Source organism: Pantoea sp. MHSD4 (genome assembly GCF_021043305.1).
Taxonomy (GTDB): Bacteria; Pseudomonadota; Gammaproteobacteria; order Enterobacterales; family Enterobacteriaceae; genus Pantoea; species Pantoea eucalypti.
Genome location: NZ_JAJNDH010000002.1, coordinates 621,507 through 644,665, shown reverse-complemented (window position 1 = coordinate 644,665; position 23,159 = coordinate 621,507). Strand labels below are relative to the sequence as shown.

General features: G+C 56.3%; 23 protein-coding genes. 5 read left to right on the top strand and 18 right to left on the bottom strand.

Going from position 1 to position 23,159, the window contains the following annotated elements:
• Positions 1-121: 121 nt before the first annotated feature.
• The 3 genes from LQK91_RS09855 (at position 122) to LQK91_RS09845 (ending at position 2,382) form a co-directional block, all read left to right on the top strand.
• Complete coding sequence (locus LQK91_RS09855; protein WP_008925917.1) at positions 122-1,045, top strand: Kdo(2)-lipid IV(A) acyltransferase; 924 nt, start codon at positions 122-124, stop codon at positions 1,043-1,045.
• Positions 1,046-1,582: 537 nt separating this feature from the next.
• Positions 1,583-1,849 carry a hypothetical protein gene (locus LQK91_RS09850; RefSeq protein ID WP_105099321.1) on the top strand — a complete coding sequence of 89 codons (267 nt, stop codon included), beginning with the start codon at positions 1,583-1,585 and terminating at the stop codon, positions 1,847-1,849.
• 131 nt (positions 1,850-1,980) lie between these two features.
• Complete coding sequence (locus LQK91_RS09845; protein ID WP_003849925.1) at positions 1,981-2,382, top strand: MysB family protein; 402 nt, start codon at positions 1,981-1,983, stop codon at positions 2,380-2,382.
• Here LQK91_RS09845 and LQK91_RS09840 read toward each other — a convergent pair.
• From LQK91_RS09840 to LQK91_RS09830, 3 genes are all read right to left on the bottom strand, one after another.
• Entirely contained in the window at positions 2,373-2,612 is a 240-nt protein-coding gene (locus tag LQK91_RS09840; RefSeq protein WP_033743162.1) for a YceK/YidQ family lipoprotein, read from the bottom strand. The genes LQK91_RS09845 and LQK91_RS09840 overlap by 10 nt on opposite strands.
• 129 nt (positions 2,613-2,741) lie before the next feature.
• Positions 2,742-5,294 carry a glucans biosynthesis glucosyltransferase MdoH gene (gene mdoH / locus LQK91_RS09835; protein ID WP_039661007.1) on the bottom strand — a complete coding sequence of 851 codons (2,553 nt, stop codon included), beginning with the start codon at positions 5,292-5,294 and terminating at the stop codon, positions 2,742-2,744.
• Positions 5,287-6,822 carry a glucan biosynthesis protein G gene (locus LQK91_RS09830; RefSeq protein WP_175501468.1) on the bottom strand — a complete coding sequence of 512 codons (1,536 nt, stop codon included), beginning with the start codon at positions 6,820-6,822 and terminating at the stop codon, positions 5,287-5,289. The genes mdoH and LQK91_RS09830 overlap by 8 nt, the downstream gene beginning before the upstream one ends.
• 268 nt (positions 6,823-7,090) lie before the next feature.
• Between LQK91_RS09830 and mdoC the strand changes: the two genes are divergently transcribed.
• Positions 7,091-8,224: a glucans biosynthesis protein MdoC gene (gene mdoC / locus LQK91_RS09825; RefSeq protein WP_003849931.1), complete on the top strand. Its 1,134-nt coding sequence runs from the start codon at positions 7,091-7,093 to the stop codon at positions 8,222-8,224.
• A 296-nt stretch (positions 8,225-8,520) separates the two neighbouring features.
• Here mdoC and LQK91_RS09820 read toward each other — a convergent pair whose 3' ends face one another.
• Positions 8,521-9,981: a phospholipase D family protein gene (locus LQK91_RS09820; RefSeq protein ID WP_105099322.1), complete on the bottom strand. Its 1,461-nt coding sequence runs from the start codon at positions 9,979-9,981 to the stop codon at positions 8,521-8,523.
• Positions 9,982-10,137: 156 nt separating this feature from the next.
• Here LQK91_RS09820 and LQK91_RS09815 point away from each other — a divergent pair, with 156 nt between their 5' ends.
• On the top strand, positions 10,138-11,295 hold the full coding sequence (locus LQK91_RS09815) for a beta-glucosidase (RefSeq protein ID WP_078804269.1): 1,158 nt from the start codon (positions 10,138-10,140) through the stop codon (positions 11,293-11,295).
• Here the strand turns inward: LQK91_RS09815 and LQK91_RS09810 are convergent, their stop codons facing one another.
• The 14 genes from LQK91_RS09810 to LQK91_RS09745 all read right to left on the bottom strand — a co-directional run bounded on the left by LQK91_RS09810 (position 11,296) and on the right by LQK91_RS09745 (position 23,153).
• Complete coding sequence (locus LQK91_RS09810) at positions 11,296-11,469, bottom strand: hypothetical protein (RefSeq protein WP_003849936.1); 174 nt, start codon at positions 11,467-11,469, stop codon at positions 11,296-11,298. It abuts the gene before it with no gap.
• Between the two features lie 39 nt (positions 11,470-11,508).
• The gene (locus LQK91_RS09805) at positions 11,509-11,652 is read right to left on the bottom strand and encodes a hypothetical protein (protein WP_003849938.1); all 144 of its coding nucleotides are present in this window, start codon (positions 11,650-11,652) and stop codon (positions 11,509-11,511) included.
• Between the two features lie 131 nt (positions 11,653-11,783).
• A complete protein-coding gene (locus LQK91_RS09800) occupies positions 11,784-13,019 on the bottom strand; it encodes a beta-ketoacyl-ACP synthase (RefSeq protein WP_008925911.1) in 1,236 nt (411 codons plus the stop codon).
• Positions 13,016-13,747, bottom strand: coding sequence for a 3-ketoacyl-ACP reductase FabG2 (locus tag LQK91_RS09795; protein WP_105099323.1), 732 nt, complete (start codon positions 13,745-13,747; stop codon positions 13,016-13,018). Before LQK91_RS09795 ends, LQK91_RS09800 begins: the two co-directional genes overlap by 4 nt.
• A complete protein-coding gene (locus LQK91_RS09790; RefSeq protein WP_078804268.1) occupies positions 13,744-14,220 on the bottom strand; it encodes a hotdog family protein in 477 nt (158 codons plus the stop codon). Before LQK91_RS09790 ends, LQK91_RS09795 begins: the two co-directional genes overlap by 4 nt.
• A complete protein-coding gene (locus tag LQK91_RS09785; RefSeq protein ID WP_078804267.1) occupies positions 14,210-15,370 on the bottom strand; it encodes a beta-ketoacyl-[acyl-carrier-protein] synthase family protein in 1,161 nt (386 codons plus the stop codon). The genes LQK91_RS09790 and LQK91_RS09785 overlap by 11 nt, the downstream gene beginning before the upstream one ends.
• Positions 15,367-15,939 (bottom strand): DUF3261 domain-containing protein, encoded by a 573-nt coding sequence (locus tag LQK91_RS09780; RefSeq protein ID WP_003849943.1) that lies wholly within the window; start codon positions 15,937-15,939, stop codon positions 15,367-15,369. The genes LQK91_RS09785 and LQK91_RS09780 overlap by 4 nt, the downstream gene beginning before the upstream one ends.
• A complete protein-coding gene (locus tag LQK91_RS09775) occupies positions 15,936-18,242 on the bottom strand; it encodes an MMPL family transporter (RefSeq protein WP_105099324.1) in 2,307 nt (768 codons plus the stop codon). The genes LQK91_RS09780 and LQK91_RS09775 overlap by 4 nt, the downstream gene beginning before the upstream one ends.
• Positions 18,229-18,837, bottom strand: coding sequence for a LolA family protein (locus LQK91_RS09770; RefSeq protein WP_003849945.1), 609 nt, complete (start codon positions 18,835-18,837; stop codon positions 18,229-18,231). The genes LQK91_RS09775 and LQK91_RS09770 overlap by 14 nt, the downstream gene beginning before the upstream one ends.
• Positions 18,831-19,244 carry an acyl-CoA thioesterase gene (locus tag LQK91_RS09765; RefSeq protein ID WP_003849946.1) on the bottom strand — a complete coding sequence of 138 codons (414 nt, stop codon included), beginning with the start codon at positions 19,242-19,244 and terminating at the stop codon, positions 18,831-18,833. Before LQK91_RS09765 ends, LQK91_RS09770 begins: the two co-directional genes overlap by 7 nt.
• The gene (locus tag LQK91_RS09760) at positions 19,237-20,946 is read right to left on the bottom strand and encodes a glycosyltransferase family 2 protein (protein ID WP_105099325.1); all 1,710 of its coding nucleotides are present in this window, start codon (positions 20,944-20,946) and stop codon (positions 19,237-19,239) included. The genes LQK91_RS09765 and LQK91_RS09760 overlap by 8 nt, the downstream gene beginning before the upstream one ends.
• The gene (locus LQK91_RS09755; protein ID WP_003849948.1) at positions 20,940-21,287 is read right to left on the bottom strand and encodes a hydroxymyristoyl-ACP dehydratase; all 348 of its coding nucleotides are present in this window, start codon (positions 21,285-21,287) and stop codon (positions 20,940-20,942) included. The genes LQK91_RS09760 and LQK91_RS09755 overlap by 7 nt, the downstream gene beginning before the upstream one ends.
• Entirely contained in the window at positions 21,274-22,593 is a 1,320-nt protein-coding gene (locus LQK91_RS09750; protein ID WP_105099326.1) for an AMP-binding protein, read from the bottom strand. The genes LQK91_RS09755 and LQK91_RS09750 overlap by 14 nt, the downstream gene beginning before the upstream one ends.
• Positions 22,590-23,153 carry a hypothetical protein gene (locus LQK91_RS09745; protein WP_105099327.1) on the bottom strand — a complete coding sequence of 188 codons (564 nt, stop codon included), beginning with the start codon at positions 23,151-23,153 and terminating at the stop codon, positions 22,590-22,592. Before LQK91_RS09745 ends, LQK91_RS09750 begins: the two co-directional genes overlap by 4 nt.
• Positions 23,154-23,159: the final 6 nt, after the last annotated feature.

Genomic DNA, 23,159 nt, shown 5'->3' with positions numbered 1-23,159 from the left:
CCGCCTGCAGTAGCCTGTTCCGTCAGTGATATTTATACGCCCGATAAAAACTGGCACAATGGCAGAAATTAATGAGATATCAGCACCGCACGGTGCGCGACGCAGGAAAATTAACCTTCATATGACCCAGTTGCCTCAGTTTTCACGAGAACTGCTTCACCCGCGCTATTGGTTGACCTGGGTGGGTGTCGCTTTTCTTTATCTTTTGGTGCTACTTCCCTATCCCCTGCTTTATGTTCTCGGCTGCAATATTGGTCGTATCGGGATGCGTTTTATGAAGCACCGCGTCAGTGTCGCCCGACGTAATCTGGAATTATGTTTTCCGGAAATGCCGATCAATGAACGTGAAGCGATGGTAAAACACAATTTCGAATCGGTTGGCATGGGATTGATCGAGACCGGGATGGCATGGTTCTGGCCTGACTGGCGCATCAATAAATGGCATAAGCCTTCAGGTCTGGAGCATATTCAGCAGGCGCGGGATAGTCAGCGTGGTGTCCTGCTTATTGGCATGCACTTTCTGACACTGGAAATTGGGGCGCGCATGTTTGGTATCCATAATCCAGGCATTGGCGTCTATCGCCCTAATGACAACAAATTGATCGACTGGCTGCAGGTTAAAGGCCGGATGCGTTCAAATAAAAGTATGATTGACCGCAAAGATCTTAAAGGAATGATTCGCGCGCTGAAAAACGGCGACATTATCTGGTACGCACCCGACCATGATTATGGCCCACGCAGCAGCGTTTTTGCGCCCTTCTTTGCTGTGGAAAAAGCGGCAACCACGGTGGGCACCCATTTGCTGATTCGTACTGGTAAACCGGCGGTTATTCCCTTTGTGCCGCGTCGTCTGCCTGGTGGTCGTGGTTATGAACTGATGATACTGCCTGACATCAGCGACGAATTTACGCTGGAGAGCGATGTTGTCACCGCTGCCAGAATGAACAAAGTGGTTGAAGAAGGCGTGTTGCTGGCACCGGAACAGTATATGTGGCTTCATCGTCGCTTTAAAACCCGCCCCGAAGGCGAACCCTCCCGTTATTAATCCTTTCGCGCTAAATGTCTTTCTGGCATTTAGCGCTTTTCTTACTCTATGCTCTGCTGAATAAATCAGTCGCTCGTGGCGGGATCATCGTTTCATCGAATTTTCAGGACCGTTAATTAATCAACCATGAAGTTCAAAATAGTTTATTTATCTATTTAAAATTCGATTTTATAATCAAAAACCTTACTAACAGGCGCTATTCTGCCTGATTCTCTTTTTAGTCATTAATTTTCAGCGTACTGTATTTAATGTTATTTGGTGCTGATTAACTTTCAAACCAGGCCTAATCCTATTTAGCCAGGCTTAACGATGTATTCTGGCTAATGGATCGATTAAAATTAACTTATATTACAAGCTTTTGCCTTGTTAATTTGACCTATATTCCTTTTTACATTTTTTTAACAGCCTGATAGACCGTTATGGCATTTGAAGAAGTTAAAGCTAATCGGTAGTTTCTTTCGTGACAGTCAGATCTTTAACCGCTCTGACAAAAATTATAAAAAGACAACACAGCAAACCTCTATCGGGACATATTATATGAACAAAGGTCTCTACTATTACGTCACAATTGGTACCGATCAGGAAAATTATCATTTCCTTCATCGTAAAGGGTGTAAGCGAATGCCAGATAAAGATGAAATCATCTTCATTGGCACTTTATATAACCTGAGCCAGGCGCTTTCCATCGCCAGAATTAATTTTAAGAAAGTTAAGCCCTGTATAAAATGCTGTATCCGCTACTCAGCGCCGGTGATTCATGACTCTGTTCAACCCGTTCTGCACTTTCCACAAAAGATGATCTGACCCTGACTGGCGGGAAATGGTTTATTTCCCGCCAGTTGCACTGACCCGCCCTTTCCCTCCCCTGAATTTCGTCTATCCTTCACTGAAATCAAATGAATCTGCAGTTAATGAACCCGGTAAGGAGAAGATTGATGAGCATGTACAGTACGTTAGAGGAAGCGATTGATGCTGCACGTGAAGAGTACCTCGCTAACAATCCTGAGGTGGATGAAGAAGAAGCATCGATCAGTCAGTTTGGCCTGCAAAAGTATGTCATGCAGGATGGCGATATTATGTGGCAGGCTGAGTTCCTGACCGATGAAGGTGAAGCGGGCGAATGCCTGCCCTTCCGCAGCGGTGACGCCGCACAGGCCATCTTTGATGCTGACTTTGACGAAGTTGAACTGCGTCAGGAGTGGTTAGCAGAAAATACCCTGCACGAGTGGGATGACGGCGAATTCCAGCTTGAGCCGCCGCTGGACACCGAAGAGGGTGAAGCCGCCGCGCAAGAGTGGGAAGATGATAACAGCGACTCCGATCGCAGTTATTCGTAAGGACCGTGACTGGCATCCACCGGTAACAACAGGGTGTCAACCACCAGCGACAGTGGCAAATCGAGGATCGTTAAGACTCGCCAGCCGCTGTCGCGTACATCCCACTGTACGCCGGGATAATACTGATTGCCGTGTCCCTGCCCCGGCAGGGTGCGACTGATGATACTGCCACATCCGCTTAAGCAAAGCACCGCAGCTACAACAACGCCTGCCTTTAAAAATGCTTTCACCACTGATACCCGCTATGAACTGCCATTGAGAACGTCACGCGCTGCTCACGGTGACTGCCAGCAAACAATTTATCAGCGTATCGCTGTTTTAATCCCATAAAAAAAGCGGCATCGCTGCCGCTTTTCAGATTACGCGTTTTTTGCCAGCGCGTTAGGGTTGAGGTTAAGTTTCTGATAACTCTCTACCCACTGATGATACTTATCCGCATTTTCCCACAGTCGGGTATGAACACGGGCCAGTACCACCGGATCGCTGATTAACTGCAGTCGCTGCTCGCGGCCCAGTTTATCCGGTGCATCGCTCAGTGCCTGATCCACACGACGGTCACGTGCATAGTCCAGCAGCTGACTCTGCTTATGGCGCGATGTCGCCAGTGCCGTTGCGAGTGCGTTAAACGCAGGATGGAACAGGGCATGCATAAAGCCATTTTCCAGCGCACGTTCGCGGTTTAGCAGCACATAACGATCGGTATCCACCAGCTCCTGCGGCGGCGAGTACTCTTCCGGGATCAGGAACAATTTGGCTTTCTTGCTCTTAAGACCCAGTGTTGAGCGGCTCGACATCACAGAAACAAACGGAGACAGAATCAGCGAGAAGACAATCGGGGCCAGCCACCACAGGAAGTTAAGATCCAGCAGTCCCATACCCGTTGCCCACACCAGACCCAATGCCATCTGCGAACCGTGACGTTTAAATGCCTCGCTCCACGGCGTCGCATCGTCATCACGTTGCGGAGAGTTCCACACCACTTCCCAGCCGAGGAAGGCACTGACAACAAACACCGTATGGAACAGCATACGTACCGGCGCCAGCAGCACTGAGAACAGCGTTTCCAGCACCAGTGAAGCCAGCAGGCGCAGAGGACCTCCGTAGGCTTTTGACCCTTTGAACCAGATCAACACCACACTCAGCATCTTCGGCAGGAACAACAGCACCATGGTGGTCGAGAACAACGCTATTGCCAGCTCGGGACGCCACTGCGGCCAGACCGGGAACAGCTGCCGTGGCTGCAGGAAGTAGGTCGGTTCCATCAGCGTATGCACCACCTGCAAGGCAGTTGAAAGCGCCAGGAACATAAACCACAGCGGAGCAGACAGGTAGGACATCACACCGGTCAGGAATACCGCACGGTGTACCGGGTGCATCCCTTTTACCAGGAACAGGCGGAAGTTCATCAGGTTACCGTGACACCAGCGGCGGTCACGCTTCAGCTCATCCAGCAGGTTCGGTGGCAGCTCTTCATAGGATCCCGGCAGGTCATAGGCAATCCAGACGCCCCAGCCAGCACGACGCATCAGCGCAGCTTCCACAAAGTCATGGGACATGATCGACCCGGCAAAAGAGCCCTCACCCGGTAACGGAGCCAGTGCACAGTGCTCAATAAAGGGTTTTACGCGAATAATGGCGTTGTGACCCCAGTAGTGAGATTCGCCCAGTTGCCAGAAGTGAAGACCGGCCGTAAACAGCGGACCGTATACACGCGTGGCAAATTGCTGACAGCGCGCATACAGCGTATCCATACCCGATGCTTTCGGCGAGGACTGGATGATCCCGGCATTCGGGTTAGCATCCATCATGCGTACCAGACCGGTGAGACACTCACCGCTCATAACGCTATCCGCATCCAGCACGACCATGTAGCTATAGTTGCTGCCCCAGCGACGGCAGAAGTCATCGATGTTGCCGCTTTTACGCTTCACACGACGACGACGACGGCGATAGAAAATCTTGCCTGCACCGCCAACATCCCGCACCAGCTCCATCCAGGCTTTCTGCTCGGCAATGGCGATATCCGCATCGTAACTGTCGCTGAGGATGTAAACGTCAAAGTGTTCAGCGTTACCGGTGCGAACCACGGATTCCCATGTCGCACGCAGACCGGCGTAAACACGCTCAACGTCTTCATTACAGATCGGCATAATCAGCGCAGTACGATGTTCCGGATTTAGCGGCTCATCTCCGACCGTTGAATAAGAGATACTGTATTTGTCACGTCCAATCAGCAGCTGCAGGAAGCCCATCAGTGCTGTCCAGAAGCCAGCAGAGACCCAGCAGAAGAGTATGGCGAACAGGAACAGGATACCGGTCTGCAATAAGTAAGGCAGAATCTGCATCACTGACTGCTGCCAGTTCTGATTGATCATCTCCATCGGATCCAGAAGCGTCCAGCCCTGATAAGGCAGAATACTCTTCATGTACCAGGTGGCGACCACCGTCTGAAATATGGTCAGGATCAGCAGGATGTAGCGACGAATTGAACCGACATGACGCCACTTCTCTTCGGCACGACGCTCTTCCGCATTGGCATAACGCGGAACCGATTTGTGTCCACGCAGTGAGTCCCAGGCACGGGCGACCGGGTTGGTCCGCCACGCTTCCGGGAACATCAGTGAGCGTTTGACCTTCGGCATCGCTTTCAGCGTGGTGCGGTCGAGATAATCTTTGCCCAGCTGCTGACCGTCGGCCAATGAATCAGGCCAGGCCATTTCAACCCGCGATGAGACCGATTTTAACGGCGCATCATCCGGACGATCACTGGCTGCGACATCCCTTCCCAGCGTATCATGGATGAAGTGGAACTCGCCGGCATTCTGCAAGGAGACGCTCAGGCGTGCCTTCCCTGCCGCATCCAGCGGCAGAGATTCCACATAACGTTGAGGTGTAAAAGTCGATTTATTCATTGGCAGGTAACTGATAGCTCCAGGTTTCCGTCAATGTCTTGTCGCCGCTTACCAGGGCCGCACGCATTTCCGTGGACTGTTTGGCATCTTTCACACGCAGACGCAACACCAGACGCCAGCCTTTGGTGACCGGGTTATAACGTACGCTCTGCTCAACCACATCAGCATTTTTACCGACGCTGACCTGAGGTGCCACCTGACTGTTTTCCGCCATCTTACTCATGTCTTTACCCACGAAGTCGATGGTGAAAGCCACGGTGCCATCCGGCTGACGCACCAGATTAGATTGCTTCACGTCACCCGCTGAACGCAGGGTATTTTTGACCCAGGCGGTATCATCGGAGTGCAGCTGGTTTTCGTCGCGCGAGAAGTGCAGACGATATTTGAAGTTCATCTCTTTACCAGGCTCTGGCAGCGTCTCTGGCGTCCAGAAAGCAACGATGTTGTCGTTGGTTTCATCTGCCGTCGGGATTTCAACCAGTTCAACCCGGCCTTTACCCCAGTCGCCGATTGGCTCAACCCAGCCGCTTGGACGCAGGTCATAGCGGTCGTCCAGATCCTGGTAGTTGTCAAAGTCACGTCCACGTTGCAGCAGACCAAAACCTTTCGGATTCTCAATGGTGAACGTGCTCACCGCCAGATGACGCGGGTTATTCAGCGGACGCCAAATCCACTCTCCGTTGCCATTATGGATAGAGAGTCCATCAGAGTCGTGCAGTGCCGGACGGAAGTTGTTCACCGTCGACGGCTGGTTCTGACCAAACAGGAACATACTGGTCAGTGGTGCGATCCCCAGTTTGCCGACGTTATCACGCAGGTAAACTTTAGACTGCACATCAACCGTTGACGCTTCACCCGGATGCAGCACAAAGCGATACGCGCCCGCCGCACGCGGCGAATCAAGCAGTGCGTAGATCACCAGCTGCTTGTCCTGCGGTTTAGGACGCTGAATCCAGAATTCTTTGAAACGCGGGAACTCTTCACCGGATGGCAACGCCGTATCGATGGCAAGGCCACGCGCCGACAGGCCATAAACCTGGCCAGCACCGATCACACGGAAGTAGCTTGCACCCAGGAAGCTGGCGATCTCATCGTTTTTACCCTTGTTGTTGAGTGGGTAAAGCACTTTGAAACCCGCAAATCCGAGGTTTTTTACCGCTTCTGCGTCATGTTTTACGTTACCGAAATTAAAATAGTCGGGGTTGTATTTAATCTCGCGTACCGCGCTGCCCGTCACTTCGTTGATCTGCACCGGGGTATCGAAATACATGCCCTGATGATAGAACTCCAGCTTGAATGGCGTGCGCAGTTTGCCCCAATACGCTTTATCGTGGTTAAACTGGATCTGCTGATAATCAGCAAATTTCATTTCACGAAATTGAGAGGGTAAATTGCTTTTAGGCGCTTCAAAGCTTTTCCCTGCCAACGCTTTGGCTTGTTTGGCTACATCATCGATGTTAAACGCCCAACTGTTATTGGCGTACAACGCCAGCAGAACTGCAGTACCAATCCAGCGTACCTTCATCAGTCCGGCTTTATTTTTTTCTTTAGTCGGCACATCCCCCCCTTTCGTGTGCTTAAATCAAACCCGTTTATCTTAAAGGATTATTCGGTTTTCCGACAGCTTATGCGCAACATTGTTCCCGCATTTCGTCTGGGTTAACGCTACTTTTAGGACAATTAGACACTACGGATTCCACTGATAGTATACCTGGTTTATCCCAGGTAGACTTTTCACAGAACATAATCCGGTTTCAGGGTGAAACCGGCCATACGTACTAACGAACTGGAACTTTATGAGTACTGTAAAACCTGAACGTGAATACTTTCTTGATTCCATACGCGCGTATCTGATGTTACTGGGGGTACCTTTTCATGTTTCCCTCATTTACTCCGCGCAAAAATGGGCCGTCAACAGTCATGAGGCCTCGTTATGGCTGACGCTGCTGAATGACTTTATTCATGCATTTCGTATGCAGGTGTTTTTTGTCATTTCAGGATACTTCTCCTACATGTTGTATCTGCGCTATCAGCCACGTCGCTTCCTGAAAGTGCGTCTGGAGCGTGTGGGGATCCCGCTACTCACCGCCGTTCCGCTGCTCACGCTGCCGCAATTTTTCATGCTGAAGGCCTGGACAGATAAGCTGGCTGACTGGCCGCGATTCACGCCGTACCAGAAATTCAATAACCTGATGTGGGAGCTGATTTCACACCTGTGGTTCCTGGTGGTGCTGGTGATGCTGACCACGCTCGGCATGGTCACGTTCCGCTGGTTGCGCGATCAGCACCGCACCATTGATTATACGCGGGTGGGCTGGGGAGCGTTGACCGCGGGTGTACTGACATGGGCGCTGGTGTGGTGTGTGTTCCGCCGTCTGGTGTTTATATTCCAGCCAGCCTGGCTGATGGATGGCTTATTCAGCATTGTGGTTATGCAAACGCTTTTCTATCTGCCGTTCTTTATGCTGGGGGCGCTGGCATGGAAACATCCGCCGCTGAAGCAGTTGTTTGTGCGGTTTAATCCGGTGATGTGGATCGGCGCGGTGGTGATGTTTGTTGCCTACTGCACAAATCAGCGCCTCAGCAGCGGCGATGGCTGGTTATATGAGCTGGATGCGATTATCACCACGCTGATGGGTCTCTGCATGCTGAACGTCTGCTTCTGCTTTGGTCATAAGCTGCTGAATTCGCATTCGCCACGCATCATGTATCTGGTGAATGCGTCGCTGTTTATCTATCTGGTGCACCATCCGCTGACGCTCTTGTATGGTATTTATGTCACACCACGGATTGAAAACAACACGCTGGGCTTCTTTGTGGGCCTGCTGATGGTGTTTGGCATCGCGTTTCTGCTGTATGAGATTCACCTGCGCATCCCGCTGCTGCGCTTCCTGTTCTCGGGGAAATTTGAGCGTAAACAAACACAATGACAGGCGATCACTGATCTCAGGCCATCAGTGAGGTCAGGCTATAAATGATGTGTCTCACAGACAGCTTAAGCGTTTAAAGCGATGGGAGCATACACAAGTAGCAAAGCATAGCGGGCCAGGGACACAAACGTCGGGAGCGTTTTTGAACAACGCAACGCGTTGGCCCGGCAACGGGCGCACCTCAGAGATGAGGTGCGTAATCGCCCGCGCTGAGCGAGCCAGGGATGGCGGGTTTTGCGTCTTTGCGGAGGGCGTATGTTTCCTGAGCCAGCGCCTGAACCCAGGCAAGGTCCGGTTTACAGCAGCCACTCAATCGGCAGTCGCCACACCAGCCTTACCTGAAGACGTTGCCACCACGAGCAACCCGGTTCGTGTTTATGCACAATCTGCTGCGGCTCATCCGGATACTCCAGCCAGTTAACCCTTCCCCACTTATCCAGCCGCAGCGTCCATGCCCGATCGCGCATCGAGTGGCTGAAACGCTGATGCGTCTCTGCGGCCAGCGCCGCACTCTCAATGACCAGCCCCATCTCGGTATTCAACACGGCTGAACGCGGATCGAAGTTAAACGAACCGATAAACAGCGTCTGTTGATCCACCGAAAAGGTTTTGGCATGCAGGCTGGAGCCCGAGTTACCGGTTAATCCCCGGTCGTGCGGGGCATCAGGCACGCCCGCCTGTGGTTTAAGTTCATAGAGCGCGATGCCGTGACGCAGCAGTTTTTTGCGCCACTTAGCATAGCCGGCATGGACAATTGAGACATCGTTGGCCGCCAGCGAGTTGGTCAGAATGGCAATTTTTACCCCTTTGCGCTTCAGCGCCAGCAACTGAGCGACGCCAGCGCGTGTCGGCACAAAATAGGCAGAGATGATGTCGAACTGCTCCTGCGGCGTACCAATCACCTCCATCATCCGCTGCGGCAACAGGCTTCTGGCGCGTGCTTTACCCAGTCCTTTACGCGGATCATCACTGAGCAGTCGCGCTTTCGCCCAGGTCAGGTCCAGCGTGCCCTCTTCCAGCTCCTGTAGCAGTGACGAATTTTCCAGCCGCTGAAGGTAACGCTGTACCGGTTCACTGTGACGCCATTCTGCTGGCAGGCTCACACTGTCCTCTTCGGATTCCTCTTCATCCAGCACCTGCTGCAGCTTTGATACCGGCTTACTGCGCCAGTAACGCTCAAAATCCTCTGCGACTTCTTTCACCACCGGGCCTATCGCCATCACGTCCAGATCGGCAAACAACGGTTCATTGCCGGTGCCGAAATATTCGTCGCCGATATTACGCCCGCCGACCACAGTCGTGACACCGTCCACGGTAAAGCTCTTATTGTGCATGCGGCGATTCAGACGGGCAAAGTCAGTGAGATATCCCAGTGCGCGCAGGGTACGAAACGAGAAGGGATTAAACAGCCGCACTTCAATGTTGGGATGGCGATTAAGCTGGGCGAGCGTATCGTCCAGGCCCGGTGTATTGTTGTCATCCAGCAGCAGCCGCACTTTCACGCCACGACGGGCCGCCTCCAGCACCGCGCTGAACAGCAACCGTCCCGACAGATCGTTTTGCCAGATGTAGTACTGAATATCGAGTGAACGTTCCGCTTTTTGCATCAGCAGATAGCGTGCGGCAAAGGCATCCAGCCCGTCGCTCAGCTGATGGACACCACTCATTCCCGGATGGCGCTGACACTCTGGCTCCAGCTGCGTTTCCAGCCAGCTGGTACGTTCCGATGACTGGGAGAGCTCAAACGCTTCGGTCATGACAATTCCCTGTAAAATGCAGTTATTTTTTATTATTCCCCGGCCCGCCCTCTGACACCATACCTCTGTTCCGAATGCGTGGGCAGTTATGGGCGTTTTTTAGTCTAGACTTAACCGGACGATCTGTGACCGGCATTAACCCGGCAGGAGAGGAATATGTCTCATCAATCCCTTACAGATGCCCGCCAGCGCTACCATCCCAGCCTGTTTCGCAGCTTTTTTCAGGGCAGTTTTCCCTGCTCCACCGCCTGCCGTACACCGGGTAAACGGCTCGATATGGTTTTCAGCAGTGGCCACGATATGCTGCTGGAAAAAGATTATGCTGCCCTGACTGAACAGCATCTGCTCACCGCCCGTGACGGTGCACGCTGGCATCTGATTGAAAAGATCCCCGGCCAGTATGACTGGCAAAGTTTTCTGCCGATGATAGAAGCTTCACAGCGTCAGCAGATGGAGATCATCTGGGAGCTGGCGCACTTTGGTTATCCCGATCATCTTAATATCTGGAAAGCCGAATTCGTTGAGCATTTTAGTCGTTTCGCCCGTGCGATGGCACAACTGATGCGCGATCAGGGCATCGAACGCCCCTTCTTTACGCCGGTAAATCAAATTTCATTCTGGTCATGGGCTGGAGCCGATGTGGCCTGGTTCAATCCCCATGCCGCTAATCGCGGTAAAGAACTGAAGCGACAGCTGGTCCGTGCCTCGCTGGCAGCGATTCACGCCATTCGCGAAGTCTATCCGGAAGCACGTTTTGTGCTGACCGATCCGCTGGTACAGATTGCCCATCATCCCGATAATCCAGACAGCAAACCTTACGCGGATGCGCAGCATCAGGCGCAGTTCGAGGCCTGGGATATGCTGGCCGGTCGCGTTGATAAAGAGTTAGGCGGCAGTGAAGATTGCCTGGATATCCTGGGCCTGAACTACTATCCCGATAACCACTGGTTTTTCCCCGACCAGCCGATGTCACTGGAGGATCCGGCACGAACTCCACTGCACATTTTGCTGGCGCAGTGCTGGCAACGCTACCAGCGCCCGATGTTAATTGCCGAAACCGGCGCAGAGGGTGACGCGCGCGCCCCCTGGCTGCAGGAGATCAGTGAAAACGTGGCGGTAGCGCTGGATCACGGCATTGCAGTGGAGGGCATTTCGCTCTATCCGGTGGTGGAGTATCCCGCCTGGGCTGACGACCGGCGTTCACCCGGTCCGCTGCTGGGATTAGCTGATCCTAATGGCAACCGCAAGCTGCATGAAGCGCTGGCGCTGGTTCTGCGCAGTCAGCAGATTAAGTTCACCACTCGTAACGCATAATCAGGCATGCTGAGAAGGATGGTTCTTCGGGTAACAGGAGCGAACATCAAGAGAGGGATCGGCAGGATGACGAACGTCGGTCAGCCAGACCATGGTAAACAGGAAAGTGACCCCGATCAGGCAGGCCGCCAGCAAACCGATAATTGCGATTAATTTGTCATCTCCGGAGTCCATCGCCTTCTCCTTATGCCATCCGACGAATCCCTGGGCGTGTCAGCTCATCCAGAGCGTAACTATCAGGACAAAGATTATAAGCGTTACCGAGGTCACCGCAAGCACCACTATCGCAAAGTGCGCATCGTCAAGTGACTGGCGAATTGGCTCATCGTGATCGTCGGGTGGCAAGGGCAAAGACATAACTATCCTGTGGAAAATAGGGCCGCAGGGCGTAATGCGGTGAGTGACAGTGTAAATGAAAGGTTGTTTATCGTCCGGTTTTTTCGTTCGGAAAATAAACTGGCCCGTGTCAGTACCGCACGGACCGGATATCAGACGCCGCGCCAGCGTCTGAAGATCAGAGATGTGTTAATGCCACCAAAGGCAAAATTGTTGCTCTGGATATAGTCGGTTTCAATCTCTCGCGGCTCACCCATGATGTAATCCAGCTGACCGCCATCAGCGGCCGGTTGCGTCAGGTTAAGCGTGGGCGCAAACCACCCTTCCCGCATCATCTCAATGCTCATCCAGGCTTCCAGCGCCCCGCAGGCACCCAGCGTATGGCCAAAATAGGATTTCAGAGAGGAGATCGGCGTTGACTCGCCAAACACCGCTGCCGTCGCCAGACTTTCTGCCATATCACCCCGCTCAGTGGCCGTGCCGTGCGCATTCACATAACCGACTTCTGATGCGGTAATACCGGCGCTCTGCAATGCCCGCTCAATGCAGATCTGCATGGTTTCCCGCTGCGGCTGCGTGATATGGGCGGCATCGCAGTTGGTGTGGAAGCCCGTGATTTCAGCATAAATCGTGGCACCACGCGCCAGGGCATGATCCAGCGACTCCAGGATCAACGTGCCGGCCCCTTCGCCAATCACCAGGCCATCGCGTTGCTGATCAAAAGGCGCTGGCGTGGTGTGTGGCGCGTCATTGCGCTGGCTGGTTGCAAAGAGGGTATCGAACACCGCCGCTTCGGACGGACAGAGCTCCTCCGCACCACCCGCCACCATCACCGTCTGATATCCATGACGAATCGCCTCCCAGGCATAGCCAATAGCCTGGCTGCCTGACGTACAGGCGCTGGAGGTCGGGATCACCCGGCCGCGCAGGCCGAAAAAGAGCCCGGCATTCACGGCGGTGGTATGCGGCATCATCTGCACGTACGTCGTGCCGGTAATATTGTTGGTGTGCTTTTCGGTCAGCATGGTGGCGAACTCGCTGACCGGCCCGGTGCTGCCGGTAGAGGAGCCGTAGGCGATGCCCGTCTCTCCGCAGGTCAGCACCGGATGGTCAATCAGCCCTGCCTGGGTCAGCGCCAGTTCGGTGGCACGCGTTGCCAGCAGCGAAACGCGGCCCATGGCGCGGATACGCTTGCGGGTATAATGCGCAGGCAGTTCAAAGTTATCCACGGGCGCGCCGAGCAGGGTATGCAGTCCGTCATAGATCTGCCACTCCGGCATAAAGCGTACCGCGTTGCGCCCGGCACGAATACGCGCCGAAACCTCAGCCCAGGATTCACCAAAGGCCGTTACGCCGCCCATACCGGTTACGACTACCCGCTGGATCACAGCATGCCTCCATTAATTGAAATCACCTGACGCGTTACGTAACCGGCGATATCGGACATCAGATAGCTCGCCAGTCCGGCGACTTCGTCGGCCGTGCCCATGCGCTTCATCGGCACGATCTTCATCGCTTCTTCAATCACCTGAGGTTCGAGCCCCTCCATGCCGGTATCAATCAGACCGGGCGCGATGCAGTTAACGGTGATTTTGCGTTTAGCCAGTTCAATCGCCAGCGCCTTGGTGGCCCCGATAATGCCCGCTTTCGCCGCGCTGTAGTTGACCTGACCGCGATTGCCCATCATCCCGGAGACCGAAGAGAGGGTAATAATGCGACCACCGCGGCGCAGGCCGATCATCGGCATCACGCAGGGCTGGATAACGTTGTAAAAACTGTCGAGGTTGGTGTGGATGACACTGTCCCACTCCTCATCCGTCAGGGCGGGAAACGCTGCATCACGGGTGATACCGGCATTGCTCACCACGCCATAGTAGGCCCCGTGTTGCGCTATATCCGCTTCCAGCGCGGCACGGGTGGCTGCCCGGTCAGCCACATCAAATCCCAGCACACGACCACTGCCGCCTGCAGATTCGATCTGCTGCAGGCACTGCTCAGCCCCCGCGCGGTCGCGGTTAAAATGAACGATAACCTGATAGCCATCCTGGGCGAGACGCAGCGCAATCGCGCGGCCAATGCCTTTACTGGCGCCCGTGACTAATACCGACCTTGTCATGGCTGATTTCCTTGTGACATTAATTGCTTTAACTCTGTTTCATTGGGTTGCCAGGTGTTGAGACGACCGCTGGCAAGCCGTTGCGGGCCGTAACAAATATCGCCCTCAAAGCTGCCCATACGGTCATCGCGCATCAGCAACGTCATTCTGATATCCAGCGTGACGTTCGCGGGAAAGTACGGTTGATCTGCCCGCCAGCCGCGTCCACCCAGCAGCATGCCGGGCGGGACAAGGGTTGCGCCACCCTGCTTTGCATGCCAGCCCGACCAGACGCCTACGGTTTGAGCCATCATCTCGACGCCAAACCAGGCAGGCAGTTCGCCCTGTGGCGTCAGAAACGGCGCCAGTACGCCATCGGCACAGGTCGATACCTGACAGTGAACGTGCTCTTCATCAACGGCAATCAGCTGATCAAGCAGTAGCATCGGTGCAGCATGCGGCAGCCAGAGTGCCGCGGGAGAATTAATGTCCATCAAGGCGTCCCAGAATCAGGCAGGTGTTGTTGCCACCAAAGGCGAATGAATTAGAGGCGATGACCGGCCGTTGCAGCGCCTGTGGCTGTAACAGCAATCCGCAATCCGGCAGCGTCTCATCCTGCGCCGCCGCGCTAAAATCCTGCGCAGGCAGCGGCAGATTGTTTTGCAGGATCAATGCGCTGAGCGCAGCTTCGCACACGCCCGCCGCGCCGAGCGTATGGCCGGTCAGATGTTTGGTTGAGCTGCATGGCACCGCATTGCCAAACAAACGATGAATCACGGCGGCTTCCATCTGATCGTTCAGCGGCGTGGCTGTGCCATGCAGATTGATATAACCCACCTGCTGCGGCAACAGATTCGCCTGTTGCAGCGCCATTCGCATCGCCCGTTCAGCGCCTTCGCCCTGAGGATGGGGCGCAGACATGTGCCAGGCGTCGGAAGATTCACCCGCACCCAACAGCGCCAGCGGCTGCGGTTCCCGCGTCAGCAGCATCAGCGCGGCTCCTTCGCCAATCGAGATGCCGTCACGCTCGCGGCTGAACGGCGCGCAGCGACGCTCAGAGAGCGATTCCAGACTGTCGAAACCGTTGATCGGCATCCGACTCAGCGAGTCTGCACCGCCCACCAGCGCGACATCCGCCAGCCCTGCCGCGATCAGCCGCTCACCACTGATAATGGCGCGGGCGCTGGAAGAGCAGGCGGTAGAAATGGTATAGGCCGGGCCATCGAGCTGCAGGTAGTGCGCCAGAAAACGTGACGGATCGCCAAGCTCCTGCATCTGGTAGTGATAATCGGGCTGGCCGCCGCAAATCTGCTGATCCCCCTCATCCACCCCCGAGGTGCTGGTCCCCAGTACAATTGCCACTCTGCTGGCGCCATAGCGTGCAATCGCCGCGTCAAGCGTCGGACGGATTTGTATCAGCGCGGCCAGCAGCAGCTGGTTGTTTCGGGTGTTATGCGCGCTAAGGACAGCAGGAATCGCTGGCAGCTCACCTTCAACTCTGCCAAGCCAACAGGCGCGATCACCGCTCAGCCAGCCATGACGCAACTGCATACCGGGTGCCTCACCTTTTTTCAGGCTGGCCGCAATCTGCTGGCTGTCATTTCCCAGGGCATTCAGCATGCCGATAGCAGAGATATAAATCATGAGGCGTCCAGATGTTGAATGCGGATCTGATAGCCAAAGGCATGCTGCAGAATGCTGACTGGCTGGCGCTGATTATCCCGTTGCAGATAATCAATCTCCGTTACCAGCTGGTTATCGGCATCCATTAGCTGGCGCTTTAATCCCTTATCCTGCAGCTTCCAGCCTGGCGGCAGCTGTTTTTGCCAGGCATCCAGCGGCCAGTAGCTGAGCATGATGTCTGCCAGTACCTGACTCGCGGGCGGCATCTGCGGCAGCGGCATCAACTGCTGGGTATGAATACCGCTGGCATCATAGCGCAGACTGAAGAGTCGAATACCCACTGAAGAGAGCCCCGCCAGATCAATTTGCTGTTCATCAGCACTGAGCAGCACCAGCAGTGACTGACTCTGACCTTTAACCTGGCCGGTCAGCAACTGCTGCTGTTGAAAGGCGGGACGGATGCCTGGCGGCGGCAGCGTCACCTTCACGCCCGGTTTCAGCCAGGCGGTGGGACGTCTGCTGTCGGGTGCCGGTCCGGCACAGGCGCTGAGCAGCAGAGCCGTCAGCAGAATACAGGCGGCGCGGATCATCGTTTACTCCTTGATCGGGTGGGTCGCATCGCCAGCGGTGACAGCAGGAAAGCGCTGAAGATGCCGCTGCATAATACGGTGCCAAAACTGGCAATCGCGCTGGTGCTGCTGAATACCAGCATGCCCAGCGTCAGTAAGGTGGTGATCATCGCCAGCGATACCGCCAGCAACGAAGTCATTGGTGTACCCTGTGGGTTGCTGAAAAAGATCGTGTAGTTAATGCCGATCCCCAGCACCAGAATCAGCGCCAGCAGCGCAAACAGGTTCAGCGATGCGCCGATCCAGCCCAGCGTTGCCAGCGCCATCGCCAGCGACAGCACCGACGGCAGCGCGCTGCGTAAGCCCGCCTTTAATCCCAGCCGCAGTACAAAACTCAGTGTGATCAGCAGCAGCGCCAGTGCCAGTAATCCGCCGAGCAGGGTGCGCCAGAAGCTGAACAGCGCATCGTAACTCGCCTTGCGATCGATCCAGCTGACGCCAGGATGCTGCTTAGCCAGCTCTGCGAGTTTGGCGCTGTTTTTTACGCCGCTGGTGGGGATCAGAACACCGCTCTGCCCGTCCGGCAGCGTCAGCCACAGCAGACGCCAGCCCTCACTCAGCGGACCCGACAGCCAGGCACCGGGTGTTACCGGCATTGGCCTCAGGTCTGGCGCGGCAAGGGCAATTCCCGCCTGCTGCAGGCGGGCCGTAATCGTCGGAACGGCCTGTTTCAGCAGCTGCAGATCCTGCTGTTGCTGCGCCAGCGACTTCAGCGGCAGCAGACGATAATGTTGCAGCCAGCCCTGCTGCTGTGCCTGATGGAGATCCGATGCCAGTTTTTCCAGCCGCTGCAGCGTCTGCTGAGCATCATCGCCCCAGACCACAAACCAGGTCTGATCGGCACGCTGGCCGGTCAGAGTAGCGAGCTGGCGATCCTGTTCAAGCAGCTGTGCGGGGGCACTTTGCAGATGCGCGATGTCATCATCTACCTTTAACTGAGCGATTCCGGTCAGGGCGAAGATGGCCATCAATACAGGTAATCCGACACGCAACCCGCGCTGGCGACGCCAGGCGGCAAGCCAGCGCGCCAGCGGCACCATCAGCGGCACCGGACGCACCGGTAATCCACGTACCAGCCACGGCGTGATCAGAATTACCGTCAGACAGGATGCGGTTAATCCGCTGGCGGCAAACACCGCCAGCTGACGCAGTCCGGGGAAGGGCGCGAGCAGCATCAGCAGCCAGGCAATCGCGGTGGTCGCAAGCGCCAGTAGCAGCGTACCGCGGACTTTGCGCAGGCTCTGCCACGGTGACTGCTGTTCGCCGTGAACCATACGCTCAGTGAGATAATAGAGCGTGTAATCCGCCGAGATGCCGACAATACTCAGACTCATCACCAGCGTCATCAGATGCAGCTCACCGAAGCAAAGCAGCGTCACCACTGTGCCTGCCATCGCGCCTACCGCCACAGACGTCACCGTCAGCAGCAATGGACGCAGTGATCGGAAGACCAGCAGCACCAGCAGGACGACGCCACCCAGCGTTACACTCCCCAGGGTTTTAACATCGTGCTGCGCACGCTGGCTGGCGTTGTCGCTGAACAGGACAGTACCCCGCGTCAGCAGTTTCGCCTGCGGCCAGCGGCTTTTAAGCTGCTGCTCCAGCGCGCTAAGCCGGGTCACCAGCGCATGGCTCTGCTGCATACTGAAAGCATTGTTCGCCAGTTCGCCATGCAGAAAATACCACTGCTTACCCTGCTCGTCTTTTACGGTCAGCCAGCCATCATGCAGCGTCATACGTCCGGCATTCTGAGCCAGCGCCAGCTGTGAACCGCGCACCAGCATCAAAGGATCGCCCTGCAACTCTCTGCTGCTGACGCCCGAGAAGGCTGAAAAAAGCTGCGCCAGCAGCCAGTCTGCCTGCGCCTCACCCCCGTTCTGCAAGCGGCTGCGTGTCGACTCATCAAGCAGACCATTGCGGTGTTGCCAGGCGAAACGGCCCCACTGCTGCTGCTGCTGTGCATCAAGATCGCCCTGCACAAGCTTCAGGTCAGGCAGCACACGCAACTGCGCCAGCCACCAGGCAGCGACCTGCGGATCGTCCTGCTCACCGGGTGAAACCAGCCACACCATCTGGCGATCCAGCCGCTGCATAAAAGCCTGCTGTAGCGCAGGCGGTGCTCCGCCCAGATTCTGTTGCGGCAGCAAAGCCAGCACGCTGCTGTTGAGCTGGCTGCGCGGCAACAGAAAAGCGAGCGCCGCCGCCAGCAGCAGACAGATGGCCAGCCACAGGATCGCCAGCAGCCGATCGTTACGGCCCGGCAAAACGTGCCTGCTCCTCGTCGCTTAACTGCGGCGGTTCAATGCGGGTGTTACTGAGCTGAATCTCGGTTTTATCGCCCTGCTTATCATCCAGGTTGATGCTGTCCAGGAAGGTGTTACCCGCCAGCGAGATACGGTTGAAGATTTTGTTGAGCGGCGCAGCTTTGGGCGTCAGGTCCAGCGTCCAGGCGCCGTTGCCACGATCGCTGAAGGCCACGCTGAAATTTTCGTTAAGGACCTTCTGGTCAGCCTGGAACAGCGCCCGCAGCAAATGATTGAACTGGAACATCTGCGGATTGCTGTCAGCGGTGATCACCTGGGGCTTCTGGCCGTTAAGGCTTTGCACCATGCGCTTATCATCCAGCAGCAGTGTCATCACAAACGGCGTCTGCTGATGCCACCATAACCCCTGCTCACGGGCGATCAGCATTTGACCGTGCGACACCAGCGGCTGACGCATACCTGAAATGGTGCGCGTCTGGGTAAAGTCGGCCCGGATCACTGGCTGGCTGGCAAAACGCTGCTGCAGCTGATCCAGTGTGACTGCGCTGGCCGCACTGGCCCACAATAGCAGGCCGGTAAGCACTATTTTCAGCATCCTTTTACTCCTAAACGTTCCAGTAAAATATCGGGCGAAACAAAGCACAGCGCCTGACTCTCCTGCTCAACCGCAACCTGCAGCGTATGCGCTTTAGTGGTGATCTGATCGGCCGCGTTTCGCACCTCATAGTCGATGCGCAGGCGGTTCTCATATTCTGTAATTCGGGCACTGACGCGAATCGTCTCTTCACAGCGCAGGGGATGGCGATATTTAACCCGGGTATCGACCACCGGCCAGACGTAGCCACTGGCAGCCATCTCGGCATAACTGTAATTGATGCTGCGCAGCAGGGCTTCGCGTGCCACTTCGAAGAAGCGGAAATAGTTACCGTGCCAGACCACACCCATGGGATCACAGTCGTGGAACGAAACGGTCAGCACGACTTCAGCATGATGTTCAGTCATGGTCAGACTCCTTGTGGTGCGCCTGGTGATCAGGCAACGTCCAGAAATCGAAAAAGTTGAACCAGTCCAGCGGGGCCAGCAGCGCATAATGCGCCAGCCGTTGCGCATAGCGATCGACCGCCTGTTGCAGCGCCTGCTGACGTTGTGCACGGGGCAGCAGCAGCGGATCGGCAAACGGCTCACAGTGGATAAGCAGTTTACCCTGTTGCCGCAGGGCAAACATGAGCAGCACCGGACAGCGTAACGCAGCCGCCAGCACAAACGGCCCCTGTGGAAACGGTGCTGCCCGACCCAGAAAATCGCTCCAGATGACCCGACGCTCGCCGCCGCGTTGCGGATTGACCGCCGTACGATCCCCGACAATCGCCACCCATTCGCCCGCATCCAGCTTCTGTTGCAGCAGGATTGCTGTCTCCGGCCCGATATCACTGACCGGCATCAGATTGACCCCCGCCTGCGGGGCGATAGTTTCCAGTACCGCCCGAAAGCGCCGGGCATTGTCGGTAAACACCAGTGCATTAATCACCAGTCCGCTGACCTGCTGCGCCATCGCGCGACAGGCTTCAATGTCGCCAAGATGGGAGGCCAGGATCAGCTTGCCCTGGGGTGTGGGTGCGCGGATTATCGCTTCTGCGCCCGGCGCGAAATCGATATCCCGTCCCCAATGCAAATCCCCGCGCCAGCTGGCGACTTTATCCAGCATCGCCCCGGCGAAGCGCAGAAAATGGCGGTAGCTGTTAAGCCGCGGCGGTAATGCAACCTGCCGCTGCTGTGCGGCGACGGTAACCTGCGCCAGCCATTGCCGTGAAGCGCTTCGCGCGCGCTGACCGCTCAGCCAGTAGACCGCGACGACCGGCCAGAGTAGCAGCGTAAAGGGCAGCCGCCCGCCATAGCGATACACCGCCAGCATAAAACGTAATCCCCACTGTCCGCGCCGCTCCGTTTCCACAGACCAGTGTGCTGGCGCGTTACGCATCGCCAGCAGACGCGGGATCCGCGGCAGCATGCCGAAGAAGAGACGGGTATGCATCCAGGAGATGCGCAGATTGTCGTAGAGCGCATCGAAGTGCGACAGCCCGCTGGCGGGATAGGTGACGCGGGTCGGGATAAAGCGACTGCGTATGCCCTGCCAGTAGAGCCGCACCATGATCTCAGTATCGAAATCCATGCGCTGACCGATGGCACGGCGATCGCACAGCGCCAGCGTGGGGGCCAGCGGATAGACACGAAAGCCGCACATGCTGTCGCGGATCGACAGCGACAGCGTTTCAATCCAGACCCAGAAGTGTGTGATATAGCGACCGTAAAGACGTGATTTAGGGATCGAATCGTCATAAATCGGCTGTCCGGAGATCAGCGCGTCGGGATAGCGCTCAGCTTCCGCCAGCATCAGCGGCAGATCTTCTGCCTGATGCTGACCGTCCGCATCAAGCTGCACGGCATGGGTGAATCCGCGTGCCGCCGCAGCGCGCAGACCATGAATCACCGCCGCACCTTTACCCTGATTGCTGTCGAGTCGCAGCACAATGAGCTCTGCGGCGTACAGCGTCGCCAGCTGAAGCTGAGTCGCCGTGTCGCTGCCATCATCCACGACGATAACCGGCAGATTAAACGGTGCCAGCCGGGCCAGTACCGATGCCATCATCGCACCATGGTTGTAACACGGGATCACTACGCAAGGCGTAAACGGCAGGGTTAGCACAGCGTGATCTTCCCGATGCTGGCGCTCGGCTCGCCGTCGTGACTGAGCAGGCTGTAACGGAAACTCAGGCGCGACTTTTCAGCATCCCAGTCAAGACGCAGTTGCAGAAGTGAGTCAGGCAGCACCGGCTGCTGAAATTTGATGTTTTCAATGGCGGCAAACTGCTTACCCGGCGCGAGCAGTGACACGCCGTAGTGCATCACCCAGTCCAGTTGAGCCACGCCAGGCAGAATAGGCAGCGTCTGAAAGTGGCCCTGGAACCAGAACAGTCCGGCTTCAACCTGCAGAATCAGCGTGGCGCTGTCAGCCTGCAACTCCCGGCTTCGTTCAATCGGCAACATGAAAAAGTTCCTCTATTTGCGGCCAGGCGCGTTTACTTTGGGGGGTAACCGGAATGGTGGCAACAATCCGCCAGTAGCGCGGCATCGCCAGCGGTTCCAGCCAGCACTGCAGCTGGCGTTTCCATTGCTGTCTGTGCTGGTGCAGAGCCGCTTCATCCAGCGTGCTGGTGAGCGACAGCACGACGCCAATTGCCTGACGATCATGACGCGTGACCACCAGCGCCACGGCATCGTCAATTTCCGGCAGATCGGTCAGTCGGCGCTCTATCTCACTTAATGAGATGCGCTTGTCTCCAATTTTCACGATGCGATCGTGACGTCCTGCCAGCTGAAATCCGCCATCGGGCTGCATATTCAGGCGGTCGTCCAGCGCAAGGCCGTTATCACCCGCAATCAGCGGCGACCAGACCTGCCAGCGTTCGGGCGTCACCTGCTCAAGCCTGACGCCAGAAAAACTTCGCCACGGGGCATCGGCCCGATCGCACTGACGCCAGGCCAGAATGCCGGTTTCGGTGCTACCGTAGATTTCACTGACCGGGCAGCCAAAGCGCTGCCAGACCTGTTCTGCATCCGGCCCGCGCAGGGTGCCACCGGCAGAGACAATCAGTTCACAGCCGGGCGCGTCAAGCGTACTGTCCAGCCGCGATAAAAAAGCCGGGCTGCTGATAAAAGCATAGCGACAGTCGCGCGGGAGCTGGGCCAGTTGCTCGCCGTAGAACAGCGGCTGAGCGGAAAACGGCAGCCTGAGCGTCATTGGCAGGAAAAGTCGGAACGATAAACCGTAAAGATGCTGATGGCTGACGGAGGCAATCACCCGGCAGCCTTGCAGCTGTTCGCCCCATAGAGCGCTGAGCCAGCGGCTCTCCTGCTCCATCACCGTCAGTGACTTCATTACCTGACGCGGTGTGCCGGTGGACCCCGAGGTAAAGAGTATCAGCGCTGAGCTCGCAGGCAGTGGTGGCAGCTGGCCCTGGGCTTCTGCCTCATCCCACGTCAGCAGCGGCAGGCTGACCGCCAGCGGCATGTCGCACAGCACCCCATCAAGCTGCTCCTGCATCTCATTCAGTAGCGCGGCGCGGCTATGACCCGGCATCACCGGCGTTTTACTGGCATACCAGCAGGCCAGCAGCGCCACACAGAAACGATAACTGTCGTCAAAACAGAGCCCCCAGTGCGTGCCCGGCTGTGCCGCTAAGCGCAGGCTAAGTGCCTGCACCTGACGACGCATCGCGCCGAGCATCAAGGGTTGATCGCCTCGCCAGGCGACTTCACGATCGGCGCCTGTCAGCCACTCGGCCACGCTCATGCTTTTCGCCTCACACGCTGACGAACCAGCCACTCAGCGCCCATCAGCACGCCGATCAACAGGTAGCTGATGCCACCGTTCCACAGCGTCCAGAGCCGCAGATCGCCCTGCAGACAGGTATAGAACGCCATGCTGCCATTGCCGATAAAAAACAGGCACCAGATCTGCGTTACGCGACGGGTGTAAGGCACTGCGGCGGCAGGAAGTTCTGGCTCACGCAGCCGGGCAATACGCTCCACCAGCGGCATCGCGCTCCAGAGTGAAGCACCGAACACCAGCAGCATCGCCAGATTGACCGCCACCGGATACCACAGCAACAGATGCTGAACGCGTAACAGCTGGCTGCTGATACAGAGCAGCGCGCCGAGCAGCGCCAGCCAGCCCATGACCGCGCCCAGCGCGTTCTGCTGACGACGCAGTTGCAGCCAGCGCAGGCCAAACAGCAGCGCCAGCAGCCAGAAGAGTCCCTGCCAGCGCGGCTGGGTCAGTGCCAGCCAGACCAGCAAGGGCCAGGCCAGCAGCGTAAGCAGATTGAGCAGGCGAAGCGTAGCAGCAGGCACGACGGA